This window comes from Pseudomonas sp. LM13 (genome assembly GCF_041381355.1).
GTDB classification, from domain to species: domain Bacteria; phylum Pseudomonadota; class Gammaproteobacteria; order Pseudomonadales; family Pseudomonadaceae; genus Stutzerimonas; species Stutzerimonas frequens.
In genome coordinates this window covers 1-284 of record NZ_JACBXH010000157.1, presented here as the reverse complement: position 1 = coordinate 284, position 284 = coordinate 1, and the positions used below count along the sequence as shown (strand labels likewise).

Here is a 284-nt window from a genome sequence, read left to right as displayed (position 1 = left end):
AATCGGTCGTACCCAAGGCTTCAGCCTGCGCAGGATTGCCTGCTTGATCAACCGATCCCCTTCGACCATCAGCCGTGAGCTGCGCCGTAACCGAGGTGCTTGCGGTGGCTACTCGGCCCGCCTGGCCCAGCAGCAAATGCAGGCCCGCCGCCAGGTTTGTCGACCGATGCGAAAACTGTTGCCGGGTAGCGAGCGCTTCGAACTGGTGACCCATATGCTGCGTGAGCGTTTGTCTCCCGAGCAGATTGCCGGCAAGCTGCGCAGCATGAACATACCCAACCTGC

1 protein-coding gene is annotated in these 284 nt (G+C 61.6%); it reads left to right on the top strand.

Annotation, left to right across the window (positions count from 1 at the left end):
- Position 1 precedes the first annotated feature (1 nt).
- On the top strand, positions 2 to 284 hold a 283-nt coding region (locus HZR81_RS23815; protein WP_500129421.1), incomplete at its 3' end, for a helix-turn-helix domain-containing protein.